The organism is Micromonospora sp. LA-10 (assembly GCF_051853095.1).
GTDB classification, from domain to species: domain Bacteria; phylum Actinomycetota; class Actinomycetes; order Mycobacteriales; family Micromonosporaceae; genus Micromonospora; species Micromonospora echinospora_A.
In genome coordinates this window covers 2440338-2456149 of sequence record NZ_CP195710.1, presented here as the reverse complement: position 1 = coordinate 2456149, position 15812 = coordinate 2440338, and the positions used below count along the sequence as shown (strand labels likewise).

Below are 15812 nucleotides of genomic sequence, written 5' to 3'. Positions count from 1 at the left end.
GTTCCCGCTATCCGGTCATCGTGTCGCCGACGGCGCCGACCAGGTCGTCGCGGGCGCGGGCGACCCGGGAGCGGATGGTGCCGACCGGCACCCCCTCCACGTCGGCGGCCTCGGCGTAGGACAGGCCGAGCAACTGGGTGAGCACGAAGGCGGAGCGCCGCTCGGCCGGCAGGCGGCGGACCAGGTCGGTGGCGCCGAGCTGACCGGCCGGGTCCGGGTAGGGGCGGTCGGTGGCGGCCTGAGCGGCCAGTCGCGCGTCGAGCCGCCGGCGGCGTACGACTGTGCGCAGGTGGTCGGCGCAGGCCCGGCGGGCGATGCCGAGCAGCCAGGTACGCACGCTGGAGCGCCCCTCGAAGCCGGGTAGCGCCCGGAACGCCCGCAGGTACGTCTCCTGGGTCAGGTCGTCCGCGCTGTCCGGGTCGACGAGCGCGGCGGCGAAGCGCCACACCTCGGCCTGGGTGGCCCGGACGAGGGCGGCCTGCGCGTCGCGGTCCCCGTCGCGGGCGGCGAGCGCCCAGCCGGTGGCCGTGTCCCGGACAGCCTCGGCGGCCGCCTCGGGGAGGTCGGCGGCGGTGTCACGCGGGCCGGGGATCACGTCACCCGAGGTTACGCGGCGTACCTGGACGGGACAGGGTCCTTTGGCCCATTCCGTGGTCCCGCACACGCCGGGAACTTTTTCCCTGCGCCGTCCGACTACCCACCCATGACCTCCGAGCAGGCCCGGCGTGGCGTGCGCCGCCACGCCGAGCGGGCGCCGAGCCGTGCCCGCCGGAGGGCGGCTCGCCGGACCGGCTCCGGTTCGGGAACCATGGCGGTCATGACTGCTGCCGTACGCCGCCCGTCCCGGGCCGTCGCCGCCCGCTCCGGGGCCGTCGCCGGGCTGCTGCTCCTGCTGGTCGCCCTGCTGCTCGTGCCGGCCACCCCGGCCAGCGCACACGCGGTGCTGGTGAGCAGCAGCCCGGCCGCCTCCGCCGTGGTGCCCGACGCGCCCGCGCAGGTGGTGATCACCTTCAGCGAGAGCGTCCGCAAGGTGCCCGGGAAGGTCCGCGTGATCGCCCCCGACGGCTCCCGGGCCGACCGGGGCGAGCCGACGTTCCAGGGCGGCGAGGTCACCATCCCGGTGGACCCCGGCGCGGGGCGCGGCACCTACCTGGTGAGCTACCGGGTCATCTCGGCGGACAGTCACCCGGTTTCCGGCGCCTTCACCTACTCCGTCGGCGCGCCGTCCGAGCCGCCCACGGACAGCGGCACGGACAACCGGGCGAACCCGGTGACCGAGACCGCGGTGAAGGTGGCGAAGTACGCCGGCTACGCCGGGTTGCTGCTGCTCGTCGGCCCGGCGCTGGTGCTGGCCGCGCTCTGGCCGCGCCGGCTGTCCCGCCGTGGCCCGGCCCGGCTGGCCTGGACCGGGCTGGGCGTGCTGGCGGTGGCGACGCTGGCCGAGATCTGGCTCCAGGTGCCCTACGTCAACGGCGGCGGCCTGTTCGACGTGACCGGCTCCGGGCTCGGCGACGTGCTCGGCAGCGCCTACGGCACGACCCACCTGGTCCGGCTGGGCCTGCTCGCCGCGGCGGCGTTCCTGCTCCGGCCGCTGTTCGCCGGCCCGGTCGGCCGCACCGACGGGATCATCCTCGCCGTTCTCGGCGGCGCCGCGCTGTTCACCTGGCCGCTGGCCGGGCACGCGGCGGCCTCGCCGGCCCCGGCCGTGTCGGTGGTGGTGGACGCGGTGCACCTGGGCGCCATGGCGGTCTGGCTCGGCGGTCTCGTGATGCTGGCGGTGTTCCTGCTGCGCCGGGCCGACGAGCGCGAGCTGGACGCGATCCTGCCGATCTGGTCCCGCTGGGCGGCCCTCGCGGTGGCCGCGCTGCTGCTGGCCGGCACCGTGCAGGGGCTGATCGAGGTGGCCAGCATCCAGGCCCTGATCGACACCACGTACGGGCAGTTGCTGCTCGCCAAGATCGCGCTGTTCGCGCTGGTGATCGGCGTGGCCGCGTACTCCCGGGCGCTGGTGCGGCGGCGGGTCGCCGCCGGACGGCCGGGCTCGATGCGGCGGGCCGTGGTGGCCGAGCTGGCGATCACGGCGGTGGTGCTGGGCGTGTCGGCGACGCTCGTGCAGACCACACCGGCGCGGACCGCGGTCGCGGACGCTCCGGGCACCTCGCCGGGCTACTTCTCCACCACGCTGAGCAGCCCGATCTACTCGCTCCAGGTCGAGCTGGACCCGGCCGAGACCGGCAACAACTCGATGCACCTGTACGCCTACACCCCCGACAACAGGCCGCAGCCGGTTCAGGAATGGAAGGTCACCGCCGCCCTGCCGTCGGCCGGGATCGAACCGATCACGGTCCCGCTGCTGCCGTTGAGCGACAACCACGCCACCGGTGAGGTCAACCTGCCGGCCCGTGGTGACTGGCAGTTGCGCATCACCGTCCGCACGTCCGACATCGACCAGGCCACGGTGACCGCCACCGTGCCGATCAAGTAACGGGAAGGTTCCACTGATGATCCGTCTCCGGCGCTCCGCGACCGTCGCCGCGCTGACCCTCGCCGCCGTCGCCACGACCGTGCTCGGCCTGGCCGGGTCGGCCTCGGCGCACGTCACGATCAACCCGGCCGAGGGCGAGCAGGGCGGCTACGGCCGGTTCGCCTTCCGGGTGCCGAACGAGAGCGACACGGCGTCGACGGTCAAGGTCGAGGTGAACCTGCCGGAGAACGCCCCCGTCGGTTCGGTGTCCACCCTGCCGGTGCCGGGCTGGACGGTGGCGGTGGAGAAGCGCAAGGTCGACCCGCCGATCGAGGTGCACGGCAGCCAGCTCACCGAGGCGGTCTCCAAGCTGACCTTCACCGCGGCGCCGAACGGCGGCGTGAAGCCGGGCGAGTTCCAGGAGTTCCCGGTGTCGATGGGCCCGCTGCCGCAGGTCGACACGATGGTGTTCAAGGTGCTCCAGACGTACTCCGACGGCAACGTGTCCCGCTGGATCGAGGAGCCGACGCCGGGCGCGGAGGAGCCGGAGAACCCGGCGCCGGTGCTCAAGCTGGCCGCCGGGAACGCCCCCGCCTCGCCGGGCGCGAGCGCGCCGGCCGCCGCCGCGGACGACGACGATGACGACGCCGGATCCGGCGCGGCCGTCGCGCTCGGGGTGGCCGGGCTGGTCGCCGGTCTCGCCGGCCTGGTCCTCGGCGGCCTGGCGTTCGCGCGTACCCGGCGGGAGCCCGCCGCGAAGTCCTGAACGCGAGTGGTGCACCGGCCCGGCGGAGTGTCTCCGCCGGGCCGGTGGCCGTCCGGGCGGGTGCCGTGGAAATCCGGCGATCGGCGAAGCGGCGTCGGTAAGGTCGGCCGGGTAGTTGGCTACCGAGAGGGACGAACCGAATGCGTTTCGCACGCACGATCGCCGGCATGATGCTGCTGGCGCTGGGGGTTCCGGCCCTGCTGGCCGGCGCCGGCCTCTGGCTCGCGGCCCGGCACGCCGACCCGGACGGCGGCTTCGCCGCCCGGTTCGAGCCGGTCCGCACGCCCGCCCGCGCGGTGCTGGTGACCGACGTGGACGCGCTGCTGCGCACCGACCTGCCGGTGGCCCGCACCGGGCGGGCCCGGCTGCACCTCACCGCACGCGACGATCACGGCCCGGTCTTCCTCGGCCTCGCCCCGACCGACCAGGTGCGGCGGTGGCTGGCCGACGTCCCGCACAGCACCGTGCGCCGCGTCGCTGTCACCCGGGGCCCGCTTCCCGTCGATCTCGACCCGGCCACCGCCGGCGACGGCGTCGCCGTGCCGCTGGCCCAGCCCTTCTGGGTACGCGAGGGCATCGGCTCGCTGGAGTGGAGCCCGGCCGAGCTGGGTGACCGGTCGTTGAGCCTGGTCGTGATGCGCGTCGACGGCGCCGACGGGCTCGACCTGCGGATGCGGGGCGAGCTGCGGGCCGGCTGGTTCCCCGGGCTGGCGTGGGCGCTGCTGACCGGCGGGACGCTGTTCGTGGTCCTCGCCGTGGTGGTCCTGCTGCGGCCGCTGCGGCCGCGTGAGGTGGTCTTCGTGGTCGAGCCGGACCAGGTGCCGGTGCTGGCCGGGCGCCTCGGCGTCACCTCGCTGAGCGGGCTGGGCCGGCAACCGGGTCCGGCGTCGCGGCCCGAACGGCATCTGGTGGCGGTGGGCTCGGGCTCCCACGGGCGGACCCGCGCGGCGATCGCCCCGCTGCCCAGCCGCTGCCCGGACGACCAGGACTGACCAGCAGAGCCGAACGGCCCTCCGCGCTGCCGACGCGGAGGGCCGTCCTCACCGGGGGATCGGTGCTACCTGGGAGAAATCTGAGGTAGTTGAGACCAGATTAGCGCTGATCGCCGTTTGTTGCGAGGTGTGTCCGTTCAGTCCGTGTTATCCGAGGTTCGTCCCGGTGGTGGCGGATCGGGAGCACCGCCAGCAACAGCAGGCTGAGCAGCACGTACACATTGCGGACGACGAAGTCGACCGGGTCGTCCGTGTGCACGATGGCGGTGCCCCAGTCCTGGAACGTCACCAGCCCGTACACGATCGGCAGGCCGACGACGGCGGCCAGCGCGAACAGGCCGCCGCGACGGCGCGCCCCGGCGGGCGTCGCCGGATCGGCGTCCAGCGCCGCGTCGACGAGCACCACCACGGCGGGGATGAACCAGTACAGGTGGTGGATCCAGGTGATCGGGCTGACCAGGCCGCCCACCAGGCCGGTCAGGGTCAGACCCACCAGCGCGTCCCCGGCCCGCGCCGCCCGCGCCGCGCGCCACAGGCCGAACGCGGCCACCGCCACCACGAGCAGCAGCCACAGCAGCCGGTCCGCCTCGGCCGACGCGGACAGGCGGCTGAGCAGCCCGAACAGCGACTGGTTGCCGGTGTAGTCGGTGCGGCCCACCCGGTCGGTGGCCCACAACTCGTGGGTCCAGAACCGCCACGAGTCGCCGGGCGCGACCGCCGCCGCCAGCAACGTGGCCGCCGCGGCGGTCGCCGCCGCCACCGCCGCCGCCCGCCACTTGCGGGCCACCAGCAGGTAGAGGACGAAGATGCCGGGGAAGAGCTTGAGCGCCGCGGCAAGTCCCACGCCGACGCCGGCCCAGCGTCGCCCCTGGGGTACGGCGAACAGCAGGTCGGCCAGGATCAGCACCACCAGCAGCATGTTGATCTGCCCGAGCGTGAGCGTCTCCCGGGTGCTCTCCACCGCCAGCACCAGCAGCACGGCGACCGTGAGGCCGAACCCGCGCGGCAGGTCGTGCCGCCGCAGCACCGGCAGCACCAGCCAGCGCGTGGTCACCACCACGGCGGCGACGGTCAGCACCGCGAAGGCGACGATGGCCACCCCGAGCCGCAGGTATCCGAACGGCGCCAGGAGCAGCGCCGCGAACGGCGGATAGGTGAAGTAGAGGGCGCCCTGCACCCGGTCCGGCTGGACGTAGTCGTAGAGCGGGTGCCCGGCCGCCCACCAGTCCATCGCTGACATGTAGATCTTCTGGTCGTAGTAGTCGTGGCGCAGGTTGTTCAGGTAGAGCGCCGGCAGGATCGCGATCAGCGCCAGCACCGCTACGACCCGCCGGGCCGTACGCGCGCCCACGCCGTCGCTGGCGACGGCGGGTGGGGCGGCGGGTTCGGCTGGCACGCAGGAAACCCTAGCGGTCCACCTCGGCCACCGTGCCGAGGCGCGGGCGGGTCGGTGGCGCGTAGTCTGTTCCGGTGGCTGATCTTCTCGTCTGGATCGACTGTGAGATGACCGGGCTGGACCTGCGGCGGGACGCGCTGATCGAGGTCGCGGCGCTGGTCACCGATCCCGATCTCAACGTGCTCGGTGACGGCGTCGACGTGGTGATCCACGCCGACGACGAGGTGCTCGACGGCATGCCGGAGATCGTGCGCAGCATGCACGCCAAGTCCGGGCTCACCGAGGAGGTACGCCGCTCCACGGTCACCCTCGCCGAGGCCGAGGACATGGTGCTCGACTACGTGACCAGCTACGTGAAGGACCCGCGTACCGCGCCGCTGTGCGGCAACTCCATCGCCACCGACAGGGGTTTCCTGGCCCGCGACATGACCCGGCTCGACGCCCACCTGCACTACCGGATGATTGACGTGTCGTCGATCAAGGAGCTGTGCCGGCGCTGGTACCCGCGGGTGTACTTCGGGCAGCCGCAGAAGGGCCTGGCCCATCGGGCGCTCGCCGACATCAGGGAGAGCATCCGCGAGCTGGAGTACTACCGGCGGACCCTGTTCGTGCCGCTGCCCGGCCCGGACGTCGAGGCCGCGAAGGCGATCGCCGCCCAGCTCTGACGCCCGCCCGAACCCGGTGGACGGGGTCGGCCGGAGTGTGGCTATTATTAGTCCGCGCACCGCCCGGGCAACCGCAGCGGCGAGCATGGTGGCTGTAGCTCAGTTGGCAGAGCACCGGGTTGTGGTCCCGGTTGTCGTGGGTTCAATTCCCATCAGTCACCCCGATAGTGGATCTGTTCCACGCCTGATCACGCCCCCTCCTCCGAGGGGGCGTGAGTCGTCTCAGGGGCACGGCAGGGGAATCGCGGCCCCGCCAGTGAGCGTCTCCCCTGCGGAAGTCGTTGAACTTCGGCTGGAAATCGACGCGATGTGCTTCCTGCCCAGAGAAGCACGCCTACACTGGGGTGGTACATAGAGCCGATCAGTCCGCGGATGTGGTCGGAAGTGGGGCCGAGGACTCCCGGGGCAGACCGGGACCTCGGCCCGGCGCATGTTCGGGCGTCAGTGCAGCTCGATCTCGGACGTTCTCAGTGTGGGCGTCAGCGGAGCGAGCAGCTGTTGTCCATGGTGAGCCGTGTGCGCTGCTGACAGCGCCGGCAACGATGTCCGGCAGCCACAGCAGCGGATCACTCTGCGGTCCGTACGGCCGCACGAAGTCGATCTTGATCCGCCCTGAGATGATCCGCCGACGCTTGAACTGGGCAATGGCAGCGATGTCCTTGGCGTTGAGAGACGCCGTGCGGGTCTCGATGCTCGCATGTCCCACGCCTGCCTGGTCGAGTTGCCACAACATCTGCTCCATGCACAGCCGCCGGGCGCGTTCCTGTCGGGAGTTGTCCATGCCGGTTCCCATGACCACCACATGGACCGCTGCAGTCATAGACGCTACGGCCTGGATCATCTTGCGTCGCTCGTCGTCGGTCGCGTCCCGGTAGTGAACGCGGGCCCGGGGCGTCGGAGCCAGCCTGGCGGCGTCGAACCGGACCGTCTCGACCTCGGCGGCCTGTATCACCGCCGCTGCGAGCACGTAGATACCGCTGCGGTCGGGCCGCTGACGCATCGACTCATCGAGCCAGGCCGCGCTGCTCATCTGACCACCTCAACGACCGGCTGACGGGAGGTCCATGGTGCGCCCGGCCATGAGGTCGAACACTCGTACGGGACCTTCTCACGTCGCCGGCCTGGATGCAATAAGAGATGGATTGGAATGTATTGCGGCGTTTTGCGTATAGCCTGTTGCTCGTCGCGAGCGACGGAAGCCACTTCGATGAGTGGAACGAGCGCGGTCCCGACGAGACATGGCCTGTGTGTCTCCTCACGACGAAGCCCTCTCCTCTGGGAGAGGGCTTCGTCGCGAGGTGGTCAGGGGGTCGGCTCGACGCTCGGCGTACCGGCGTCCGGGGTGGTCTCGGCGGCCGGCGGCTCGTACGGCAGGGCGCTGCCCTTGACGTACTCCTCCCAGCTCATGTTCCAGTCCGTCCAACCGTTGCCGTTCTGGAGCTTGCGCTCGGTGCCCTTGACCGTGATCGGGTCGCCGATCCGGGTGTTGGCGAACAGCCAGTTGCCTTCCTTCATCGAGACGTTGACGCAGCCGTGCGACACGTTCGTCCGGCCCTGCACGCCCTCGGACCAGGGCGCGGCGTGGATGAACTCGCCGCCCCAGGTGAGCCGCTGGGCGTAGTCGATCTCGGTGCGGTAGCCCTCCTCCGGGCCCAGCTCCTCCATGGTGTCGAAGACCGTGTGCCGGAGCTTCTCGATCACCACCATGGTGCCGCTGGACGAGGGGGTGCTCTTCTTGCCGAGGCTCACCGGGATGGTCTTGATCACCTTGCCGTCGCGGGTGACAGTCATCCGTTTGGTGCGGTTGTCGACAGTCATCACGAACGACGGGCCGATCTTGATGTCGACGGTGAGGTCGGACCGGCCGTACCAGCCGCCGCCGAGCGGCAGCCCGCCCGCCTGCACCCTGTAACTGACGGTGCTGTTGGGCTTCCAGAACGTCTTGGGCCGGTAGCGCACCTCGGTCGGGCTCACCCAGTGCCAGATGCCCTCCTGGGCGGGCTTGGCGGTGACGATCATCCGACGCTGGACGTCGTCGCGGTAGTCCTCCGGGATGGCCCGGCCGAACTTCACGATCAGCGGCATGGCCACGCCGACGACCTGGTTGTCACCGAGGAAGCTGGTGACCCGGACCTGCTTGGCCGGCTTCGCCATGGTGGTGAACGTGCTGGTGGCGGTGGCGGGCTTACCGTCGTCCCCGGTCGCCGTCACGGTCGCGGTGTACGTCTGCCCGTACTCCAGCGCGGCGGTCGGCAGCCAGCTCTTGCCGTCCGCGGCGAGCGTGCCGTCGACGGCCTTGCCCGTGGAGTCCTTAACCTCGACTGTGGTCTCCTGCGCCTCGGTCGTGGTGAAGGTGATGGCGGTGGAGGCGGGCACGTCCTTGGCGTCGGCGGCGGGCTCGCTGATCGTGGCGGCGGCCTTGGGGGCCTTCTCGCCACCGTCGCCGCCGCCCTGCCAGCTCGACGGCTTGCCGCCACCGCCGCCGGTGCAGGCGGAGGTCAGGGCCAACGCGGCGGCGAGCACCCCGGCCGCCAGCGCGCGGCGGCGGCCGACGCGCGGGGCGCTCCCGCCCCTGATCGGTTCGTCCTGGCCAGCTCGCATGATTCCCTCACAAAGGTGATGCCGTTCGCCGTCGTCTCAGGTCAGACGCGCCGGAGCGGGTACGCGTTGCCGGACGTGAACCGGAACACCCCGCCGGGATGTAACGATTCCACGGCCGCCCGGCGCTTCGTCGGAGGTGGCATGTCCGACCACGTTACGCCGATCAGAACGGCGCCGGCTGCCCGCCCTGCGGCACCGGCAGCGCGCTGCCGGCGACGAACTGCGACCAGCTCATGCTCCAGGCCGTCCAGCCGTTGCCCGGCGCCAGGCGGCGTTCGGTGCCCTTCACCGTGATCGGGTCGCCCACGAGCGTCTTGCCGAACAGCCACCGGCCGTTGGCCATCGACACGTTCACGCAGCCGTGCGAGACGTTGCGGCGCCCCTGCACGCCCTCGGACCAGGGCGCGGCGTGGATGTACTCGCCACCCCAGGTGATCCGCTGGGCGAAGTCGATCTCGGTGACGTAGCGGTTGGCCGGGTCCGGCTCGCTGCGGGTGTCGAAGACGGTGGACTCCTTCTTCTCCATCACCACCATCGTGCCGCTGGAGGAGGGGGTGCTCTTCTTGCCCAGGCTGACCGGCAGCGTACGGATCACCGTGCCGTTCTCGGAGACCGTCATCTGCTTGGTCGCGTTGTCCACGGTCATCTCGAACGCGCGGCCGATCTTGGCGGTGGCGCTGCGGTCGATGTTGCCGTATCGGCCGTTGCTCAGCGGGATCCCGGCGAGCGCCAGCCGCACCGTGATCGTGGTGCCGGTCTTCCAGTACTCCGGGGCGCGGTAGTACGCCTGCGTGCCGTTGTCGACCCAGTGCCAGGCGCCGGGCTGCGGCGGGTCGGTCTGCACGAACATCCGCTTCTGCACCGCGGCCCGGTCCTTCTTCGGGATGCCCGGGGAGAACTCGGCGACCACCGGCATGGCCACACCGTACGTCTTGTCGCTGAACATGTAGAGGCCGGAGCCGATCATCGACTTGGGCTTGGCCATCGTGGTGAACGTGCTGGTGCCCTCGTACGTCTGGCCGTCCTTGCCGGTCCCGGTGACGGTGGCGGTGTACTTCGCGCCGTACTTCAGCGCGGCCGACGGCACCCAGCTGGACCCGTCCCGCCGCATCCGTCCGGCGACGGCGGTGCCGTCGGCGGTGGCGAGCACCACCTTCGACACGGTGCCGCCGCCCGGGATGCGGGCGCTGATCTCGGTGCTGACCGGCCGGCTCGCCGCGCCGTCGGCCGGGCTCACCGTCAGCGCCGCCGCGGGGGCGCCGCCGGTCGGGGCAGCGCTCGGGTCGGCGGGCGCCGAGGCCGAGACGCCGCCGACCTGCTGCTGGCCGGGCTCGAACGCCGGCTTCTTCCCCTCGTCGCCGCCGCCGCACCCGGTCAGTGCGAGCGACGCCGTGAGGACCAGGACGCCCACCGTCGCCCCGGCCCGCGAGAACCTGCCCATGCCCACCCCTGTCCTCACATGCCTGGCGGACATCGTGCCGTATCGACGCCATCTGACCCGCCCCCGTATCAAAATCTGTGACCGTTTTGTTCGCTTTCGCCGGTTAAGCTCGACCGAAGGGTGGACCCCGGTATCGGATTGGAACCCGGCTCGGCGGGCGTGCTAATCTTCTTCCCGTTGTCAGCGAGCGCCGCTAGCTCAACTGGCAGAGCAGCGGACTCTTAATCCGCGGGTTCGGGGTTCGAGTCCCTGGCGGCGCACCAACGAGCAAGGCCCTGAGCAGGCGTTCCGCGCCGGTCGGGGCCTTTTTCGCGTACGCCTCCTGCCGTGTGCCGCCCCGTCGGTGGAACACCATGGGTGTCAAACGGGCCGGAAGGCACCCATGACGTTCCACCGGGCGCGGTGCAGCCGGTCGCAGGAGCGGCTGGACCAACCGCGCCTACGCGGGCAGCGCGGGGAACACGACCACCGAGCCGTCCCTGCTGCGGGCGATCTCGATCGCCACATCTGTCTGGCGGTCGTTGACCATGATGCTGTCGCGCAACCTGTGGACGCGATCCGCCGCGCGCATCAGGCGGTCGACCTCGCTGTTCGTCAGCACCGGCAGCAGACTGTTGGGGCGTGCCAGCTCCAGCGCCGACAGGCGTTCGAGGACACCGGCAAGGCCCGACTCCAGCTTGTCGAGGCGCTGCTGATCGGCCTTGAGAGCGCGGGCGAAGCTCTCGTACGGGTTGCCGGGGTCCATCTGGGCATGCTCCACGGCCTGCAGGACAATGACCCGCTGCTTCAGCGCAATCGCCAAGGCGGCGAATTCGAGGTGGGCGCGGAACCTGCCACCGTTTTCATCGACACCCGGGAACGACTTGGTCAGCGTGCCGATGTCGATGGCCTTCCCGTCGGGCAGCTTGTCCAGCACGCCCTGCCATCGGGCGAGTCGGCGGTCCGCGGCGGCGAGTGCCTTGTTGATGGCGTGCACCGCCGAGTCCAGCCCAAGCGACACACCGAGCTTGCCCTGATCGAGCAGGATCGCGGCGGCCTTGTCGATGGTGTCCCGGCAGCCGTCGAGCTCGTTGCGCTCATCGTCAAGCTTCTGTTCCTGCAGCTGCTCCAGCAGTTCGGTGATGCGTTCGATGGCCTGCTGGCGCTTGTGGTCGGCGCTCGCGCTCATCCCCACGGCTACAGCCATGAGCACGAGCGGCGCGGCCACCGTGAGCGCCGCGCTGCCAGCGACAGCGACGCCGGCTGTCGCAGCGGATCCACCGACTGCGCCTGTCGCCGCCGCCTTTCCGACCGGCACGAATGTTGCGTGAGCGGCGATGCCCGATGAGTTCACCAGTACACCGCGGATGCCGCCAGCCGTGCCCTTGGCAACCATCGGCCGAACGAGGCCCTGTCCGAACTGGGCGGCGACCTTGGCTGGAACCACCATGCGATACAGACCCTCACCGGCAGCGCTCGTCGCTCCCGCCACCGATGAGCTCCTCGCCGATTGAGAGATGAGCTGTGACAGGTGATGCGCCAGGGGACTTGCGGCATCGAGCGCTATTCCACGGCTGCGGTCGAGCGTCCCGGGCAGGGGATGAACCTCGAGCGTGGCGATCGGCTTGTCTGCCAGGACCGCCAGCACACCGCGCAGTTCAGCCAACCGCTCAGCCGTCATCGGCTCGTCCCCGACCAGCGCGGGCACCCGGATGTCCCCGGTAGCGAGCGTCCACACCGGAACAACCGCCTTGTGGTCGTCAGTCATCGTCCACCCCCAGCTTCCCGGCGACAGACTAGTCCGCAGACCCCACTCCGGGCTGGCCCTCAGAATTGCGCGTGCTGAGCGCACGTGGCATAGCTTGGGCAGCGGCGTCACCGAGGCCGTGGCCCGCACGAGTCCGCCGCTCGGAGCGGCGCCCTGACCTCACCCGTCGGCGGCGGCTGAGGTCAGGGAGGGCATGTGCGCGCTGAGCCTGCCGGCAGCCCGGACACGATCCTCGTCTGCATCAGGGGCAATTCCGGCTCGGGCAAGAGCAGCATCGCCCGCGAGCTGCGACGCCGGCACGGCCGGGGCTGCGCCCTCGTCGAACAGGACTACCTGCGCCGCGTCGTCCTGCTCGAACGGGACAAGCCCGGCGGCGTGGCGCCCGCCCTGATCGAGCAGACCGCCCGGTTCGCGCTCGACCACGGCTACCACGTGGTCGTCGAAGGCATCCTCCACACCGGCCGCCACCGCGACATGCTGACCTCGCTGCGGGACGGCCACCGAGGGCGGTCGCTGTTCTGCTACCTCGACGTGTCGCTGGCCGAGACGCTGCGCCGGCATCTGACCCGTCCGCAGGCCGGTGACTTCACCGCCGAGCAGATGAGCGGCTGGTACGCCGCGCACGACGTCCTGGGCTGGCCCGGTGAACTCGTCCTCCCGGAGAGCACCGGGCTGGAGCAGGCGGTCGAGGCGATCGCGACCGCCGCCGGGCTGCCCCAGCACTAGCCGGCGGTGCTTGCCCTTCCGGTTACTGCAGGGGGCAGTCTGGGGTCATGTTGTCGATCAGCGAGTTCAGCCAGATGTGTCACCTGTCGCCGCAGGCGCTGCGCTTCTACCACGCCGAGGGGCTGCTCGTGCCCGCCGAGGTCGACGACCGAACCGGCCACCGGTCGTACGCCTTCGAACAGGTGGAACGGGCCATGCTGATCACGCTGCTGCGGGACACCGGGATGAGCGTGAAGCTCGTCCGGCGTGCCCTCGACGAACCGGACCAGGCGCTCGCCCTGCTCGACCGGCACAGCGACGAGGTGAGCCGGCGGCACCGGGCCGAGACGGACGCGATCCTGGCGGCGCGCGCCGTCTTCGAGGCGCAGCCCGAGCCGCGCGTGTGGCACGTGCCGGCCGCGACTGTGGTGGCGCGGCTCGTGCCGGGCACACCGCTGGGCCGTGACGCGCAGGAGTGGGACCGGGCTGAGGAGATCATCCAGGCGGCGGCGGCCGAACTGGTCGCGACGGTACGGACGGCGGGCGTCACCTGCCTGGGCGAGCCGTGGCGGACGCTGGCGCTGGAGACGCCGGAACAGGACCGGCGCGTACTCGACGGCACCGGGCCGTTCTGGACGGTAAAGGTCGCGGTGGCGGGCACCCCGGAGGCGCTGCCGTCCCTGCCCGACGACCTGATCGTGCAGACGCCCGACGCCCACGACGAGCTGTCCATCTTCATGCCGGGCCGCAACACGATGGCCAAGTACTGCACTGTGGTCCTGCGCCTGCTCGACGCCGCCCCCGTCGACGGTGACCGGTTCGTCAACCTGGCGCGCCTGCGTCAGGAGGTCCGCCCCGACGGTGTGCTCAGCAGCGCGCCCGTCGAACGACGACCGGATTGACCCCTCGGGCCGGCCCCTCGGTCAGACGCCCCGGAAACTACGGCGGTACGCCTGCGGACTCGTCCCGGTGATCCGCTTGAAGCGGTCCCGGAACGCGGTGGCAGAGCCGAAACCGACCTGGGCCGCCACCCGGTCGACGGGATGGGCGGTGGTCTCCAGCAGGTGCTGGGCCTGGTGTACGCGTACCCGGTGCAGCCACCGCAGCGGGGTGGTGCCGGTCTGGTCGCGGAAGCGGCGGTTCAGCGTACGGATGCTCATGCCGGCGTGGCGGGCGACGTCGGCGAGCGTCAGTTCGCGCCCGGCGTTGTCGCGCATCCAGGCCAGCAGCGGCTCCAGCGTCGCACCCTCGGGAGTGGGCGGCTCGTGCGTGATGAACTGCGCCTGTCCGCCCGCGCGTTCCAGCGGCATGACGGACAGCCGGGCCGCGTCGGCGGCGACGGCGGCCCCGTGGTCACGGCGGATCAGGTGCAGGCACAGGTCGAGCCCGGCGGCGGCGCCGGCGGAGGTCAGGAACTGGCCGTTGTCCACGTAGAGGACGTTGGGGTCGACCTGGACGCGCGGATGCTCGGCGGCCAGCCGGTCGGTGGCGACCCAGTGCGTGGTGGCCCGATGCCCGTCGAGCAGGCGGGTGGCGGCGAGGGTGAACGCGCCGCCGCAGATCGAGGCGATCCGGGCGCCGCGGGCCGCGGCGGCGCGCAGCGCGTCGAGGACTGCGGCGGGCGTCGCGGCGGCCGGGTCTGACACACCGGGTACCACGACTGTGTCGGCGCCGGCCAGGACGTCCAGGCCCCACGGCACCGCCATGCGGAACGCGCCGGTGGCGACGGTCGGCGTCGCCGCGCAGACGAGCATCCGGTAGCCGGGCCGGCCGTCGGCCAGGCGTGCGCGGCCGAAGACCTCCATCGGGGTGGCCAGGTCGAACGGCACGACGCTGTCGAGGGCCAGCACTGCCACTGTGTGCATGGCGGAATTCAACCAGTCAGGGCCGCGCGGCGACCGGCGGGCGCAACGCGGCGACGGCCCTGCGGTACAGCTCCTTGACCGACAGGCCGCCTGCGAAGCACCAGAGCGCGATGACCGGATCGCAGAGGGCGCAGCCGAAGGAGGAGTCGTGCAGCGACGGGATGATCGGGGTGCCGCGGCGGTGGTGCAGCACGTCCCAGGCCGTGTGCAGCAGCCACCCCACCCCGATGAAGGTGTACGAGGTGAGCCCGGCGTAGCCCACCGCGACGAGCAGGGCGCAGAAGGCCAGTTCCCACAGCCCGAATCCGCCACCGCTGAGGTAGGCGGCACCCGCGCCGGTGACGACCAGCGCGTTCAGCCGCCGTCGGTGCGGCTCGGGCACGAGGGAGTTGAGCCCGACGTAGACCAGGCCGATCACGACCGGCATGACATAGCGAAGCACGTGCAGCCCCGTTTCCGTACGCGGAAGAGCGTGTCGGAAGGAGCCTAGGAAGGCCGGCCGTCGGGGACGAGAGGCGAAAATGCCAGGATGCGCCGGATTCTCGCCACGGCGGGCGAGCGCCCTCAAGCCCTTGGGGGCACCCTCGATCAGGGCCCTGATCCGGTGCTCGCCTGCCGGGCAGGGGGCCTTCTGGTGACGTGAGCCGCCCGTCGTTCCCGCGCCCGGTACTGCCCGGCCCGTACGGCGATCGAGGCGGCCACCGCCGTGTGCAGAGCGACCCAGAGGCCGAGGACCGCCGGATGCCAGGGGTGAAGGTGATCCCGGACCGTGCTCCGGGCGTCCGGGTCACCGCTCCAGTCGTGGCCCGCCGGACTGAACCGGTACTCGAACCAGACCAGGGCGGTGACGAGCACCGTTCCCACCACCGCGCGGGTGATCGTGCCGCTGCGGCCCTGCCGCACGTCCCGTTCGGACGGCACGGCGATCAGCACCAGCGCCAGGTTCAGCAGGACGAAGAAGGCCATGATCGTGATCGCGCCGCTGCGGTACGTGGCCACGAGATCCGGCAGGCTCGCGTCGCCGGGCGGGAGAGCGGCGTAGGCGTCGGCCGCGGTGAACTCCACGCCGCTCCACCACAGCAACGGACCGAGGAGCATCATCATGCTCAGGAGAACCCATCGACCAAAGGGCATCGCCGCAGTCTAGGTCGGAAACTCGTGCCGGTCCGT

Annotated in this window: 15 protein-coding genes and 2 tRNA genes; 8 read left to right on the top strand and 9 right to left on the bottom strand. The window is 71.5% G+C overall.

The annotated features are described in order from the left end of the window. Positions 1-7: 7 nt before the first annotated feature. Positions 8-595 carry a sigma-70 family RNA polymerase sigma factor gene (locus tag ACSDG8_RS11370; protein WP_210898657.1) on the bottom strand — a complete coding sequence of 196 codons (588 nt, stop codon included), beginning with the start codon at positions 593-595 and terminating at the stop codon, positions 8-10. 222 nt (positions 596-817) lie between these two features. On the opposite strand from ACSDG8_RS11370, the gene ACSDG8_RS11365 reads away from it, so the two are divergent. From ACSDG8_RS11365 to ACSDG8_RS11355, 3 genes are all read left to right on the top strand, one after another. Next, complete coding sequence (locus ACSDG8_RS11365) at positions 818-2485, top strand: copper resistance CopC/CopD family protein (RefSeq protein WP_374223558.1); 1668 nt, start codon at positions 818-820, stop codon at positions 2483-2485. Positions 2486-2501: 16 nt separating this feature from the next. Beyond that, entirely contained in the window at positions 2502-3230 is a 729-nt protein-coding gene (locus ACSDG8_RS11360; protein ID WP_210898659.1) for a YcnI family copper-binding membrane protein, read from the top strand. A gap of 140 nt (positions 3231-3370) precedes the next feature. After that, positions 3371-4222, top strand: coding sequence for a hypothetical protein (locus ACSDG8_RS11355; protein WP_210898661.1), 852 nt, complete (start codon positions 3371-3373; stop codon positions 4220-4222). A 100-nt stretch (positions 4223-4322) separates the two neighbouring features. On the opposite strand, the gene ACSDG8_RS11350 is transcribed toward ACSDG8_RS11355, so the two are convergent. Next, the gene (locus ACSDG8_RS11350; RefSeq protein WP_210898663.1) at positions 4323-5618 is read right to left on the bottom strand and encodes a glycosyltransferase 87 family protein; all 1296 of its coding nucleotides are present in this window, start codon (positions 5616-5618) and stop codon (positions 4323-4325) included. Between the two features lie 74 nt (positions 5619-5692). On the opposite strand from ACSDG8_RS11350, the gene orn reads away from it, so the two are divergent. Then, complete coding sequence (gene orn, locus ACSDG8_RS11345; RefSeq protein ID WP_184682692.1) at positions 5693-6283, top strand: oligoribonuclease; 591 nt, start codon at positions 5693-5695, stop codon at positions 6281-6283. Between the two features lie 88 nt (positions 6284-6371). Next, positions 6372-6444, top strand: a tRNA-His gene (locus ACSDG8_RS11340). Between the two features lie 200 nt (positions 6445-6644). Here ACSDG8_RS11340 and ACSDG8_RS11335 read toward each other — a convergent pair. The 3 genes from ACSDG8_RS11335 to ACSDG8_RS11325 all read right to left on the bottom strand — a co-directional run bounded on the left by ACSDG8_RS11335 (position 6645) and on the right by ACSDG8_RS11325 (position 10325). Next, positions 6645-7313, bottom strand: coding sequence for a hypothetical protein (locus ACSDG8_RS11335; RefSeq protein WP_210898665.1), 669 nt, complete (start codon positions 7311-7313; stop codon positions 6645-6647). Positions 7314-7585: 272 nt separating this feature from the next. Continuing rightward, positions 7586-8884 (bottom strand): L,D-transpeptidase, encoded by a 1299-nt coding sequence (locus tag ACSDG8_RS11330; protein WP_210898667.1) that lies wholly within the window; start codon positions 8882-8884, stop codon positions 7586-7588. Between the two features lie 163 nt (positions 8885-9047). After that, the gene (locus tag ACSDG8_RS11325) at positions 9048-10325 is read right to left on the bottom strand and encodes a L,D-transpeptidase (protein ID WP_210898669.1); all 1278 of its coding nucleotides are present in this window, start codon (positions 10323-10325) and stop codon (positions 9048-9050) included. A gap of 187 nt (positions 10326-10512) precedes the next feature. Between ACSDG8_RS11325 and ACSDG8_RS11320 the strand changes: the two genes are divergently transcribed. Continuing rightward, positions 10513-10588, top strand: a tRNA-Lys gene (locus ACSDG8_RS11320). 176 nt (positions 10589-10764) lie between these two features. On the opposite strand, the gene ACSDG8_RS11315 is transcribed toward ACSDG8_RS11320, so the two are convergent. After that, positions 10765-12072, bottom strand: coding sequence for a hypothetical protein (locus ACSDG8_RS11315; protein WP_210898671.1), 1308 nt, complete (start codon positions 12070-12072; stop codon positions 10765-10767). 195 nt (positions 12073-12267) lie between these two features. On the opposite strand from ACSDG8_RS11315, the gene ACSDG8_RS11310 reads away from it, so the two are divergent. Together ACSDG8_RS11310 and ACSDG8_RS11305 are read left to right on the top strand one after the other, a co-directional pair. Further along, positions 12268-12798, top strand: coding sequence for a kinase (locus ACSDG8_RS11310; RefSeq protein ID WP_210898673.1), 531 nt, complete (start codon positions 12268-12270; stop codon positions 12796-12798). A gap of 47 nt (positions 12799-12845) precedes the next feature. Further along, a complete protein-coding gene (locus tag ACSDG8_RS11305; protein ID WP_210898675.1) occupies positions 12846-13679 on the top strand; it encodes a MerR family transcriptional regulator in 834 nt (277 codons plus the stop codon). Between the two features lie 21 nt (positions 13680-13700). Here ACSDG8_RS11305 and ACSDG8_RS11300 read toward each other — a convergent pair whose 3' ends face one another. The 3 genes from ACSDG8_RS11300 to ACSDG8_RS11290 form a co-directional block, all read right to left on the bottom strand. Further along, the gene (locus tag ACSDG8_RS11300; RefSeq protein WP_210898677.1) at positions 13701-14642 is read right to left on the bottom strand and encodes a GlxA family transcriptional regulator; all 942 of its coding nucleotides are present in this window, start codon (positions 14640-14642) and stop codon (positions 13701-13703) included. Between the two features lie 16 nt (positions 14643-14658). Next, the gene (locus ACSDG8_RS11295) at positions 14659-15084 is read right to left on the bottom strand and encodes a DUF6010 family protein (protein WP_439427864.1); all 426 of its coding nucleotides are present in this window, start codon (positions 15082-15084) and stop codon (positions 14659-14661) included. A gap of 146 nt (positions 15085-15230) precedes the next feature. Next, entirely contained in the window at positions 15231-15776 is a 546-nt protein-coding gene (locus ACSDG8_RS11290; protein WP_439427863.1) for a hypothetical protein, read from the bottom strand. Positions 15777-15812: the final 36 nt, after the last annotated feature.